The 1,597-nt window shown below is 50.4% G+C and carries 1 rRNA gene; it reads right to left on the reverse strand.

The features are described from left to right. A 23S ribosomal RNA gene (locus ACN6NG_RS29835) occupies positions 1–1,494 on the reverse strand; the annotation flags it as partial. Positions 1,495–1,597: the final 103 nt, after the last annotated feature.

Genomic DNA, 1,597 nt, shown 5'->3' on the forward strand with positions numbered 1-1,597 from the left:
AATCCCGGATTTGCCTAAGATTCCAGCCTACCACCTTAAACCTGGACAACCAACGCCAGGCTGGCCTAACCTTCTCCGTCCCTCCATCGCAATAACTGGAAGTACAGGAATATTAACCTGTTTTCCATCGACTACGCTTTTCAGCCTCGCCTTAGGGACCGACTAACCCTGCGTCGATTAACGTTGCGCAGGAAACCTTGGTCTTTCGGCGTGCGAGTTTTTCACTCGCATTGTCGTTACTCATGTCAGCATTCGCACTTCTGATACCTCCAGCAAGCTTCTCAACTCACCTTCACAGGCTTACAGAACGCTCCTCTACCGCATCACCAAAAGGTGATACCCGTAGCTTCGGTGCATGGTTTGAGCCCCGTTACATCTTCCGCGCAGGCCGACTCGACTAGTGAGCTATTACGCTTTCTTTAAAGGGTGGCTGCTTCTAAGCCAACCTCCTAGCTGTCTAAGCCTTCCCACATCGTTTCCCACTTAACCATGACTTTGGGACCTTAGCTGACGGTCTGGGTTGTTTCCCTTTTCACGACGGACGTTAGCACCCGCCGTGTGTCTCCCATGCTCGGCACTTGTAGGTATTCGGAGTTTGCATCGGTTTGGTAAGTCGGGATGACCCCCTAGCCGAAACAGTGCTCTACCCCCTACAGTGATACATGAGGCGCTACCTAAATAGCTTTCGAGGAGAACCAGCTATCTCCGAGCTTGATTAGCCTTTCACTCCGATCCACAGGTCATCCGCTAACTTTTCAACGGTAGTCGGTTCGGTCCTCCAGTCAGTGTTACCTAACCTTCAACCTGCCCATGGATAGATCGCCCGGTTTCGGGTCTATACCCAGCGACTAAACGCCCTATTAAGACTCGCTTTCGCTACGCCTCCCCTATTCGGTTAAGCTCGCCACTGAATATAAGTCGCTGACCCATTATACAAAAGGTACGCAGTCACCTAACAAGTAGGCTCCCACTGCTTGTACGCATACGGTTTCAGGATCTATTTCACTCCCCTCTCCGGGGTTCTTTTCGCCTTTCCCTCACGGTACTAGTTCACTATCGGTCAGTCAGTAGTATTTAGCCTTGGAGGATGGTCCCCCCATATTCAGACAAAGTTTCTCGTGCTCCGTCCTACTCGATTTCATTGATAAGAGATTTTCGTGTACGGGGCTATCACCCACTATGGCCGCACTTTCCAGAGCGTTCCACTAATCTCAAACCAACTTAAGGGCTGGTCCCCGTTCGCTCGCCACTACTAAGGGAATCTCGGTTGATTTCTTTTCCTCAGGGTACTTAGATGTTTCAGTTCCCCTGGTTCGCCTCTTGCACCTATGTATTCAGTACAAGATAACCAGCTTATGCTGGCTGGGTTCCCCCATTCAGAGATCTCTGGATCACAGTCTGTTTGCCGACTCCCCAAAGCTTATCGCAGGCTACCACGTCTTTCATCGCCTCTGACTGCCAAGGCATCCACCGTATGCGCTTCTTCACTTGACCATATAACCCCAAGCAATCTGGTTATACTGTGAAGACGACATTCGCCGAAAATTCGCACGTTGCTCTTTCGAGCAGAACTCACAAATTTTACCTTAGCCTGATC

This window comes from Pseudomonas sp. TSO6, assembly GCF_056098905.1.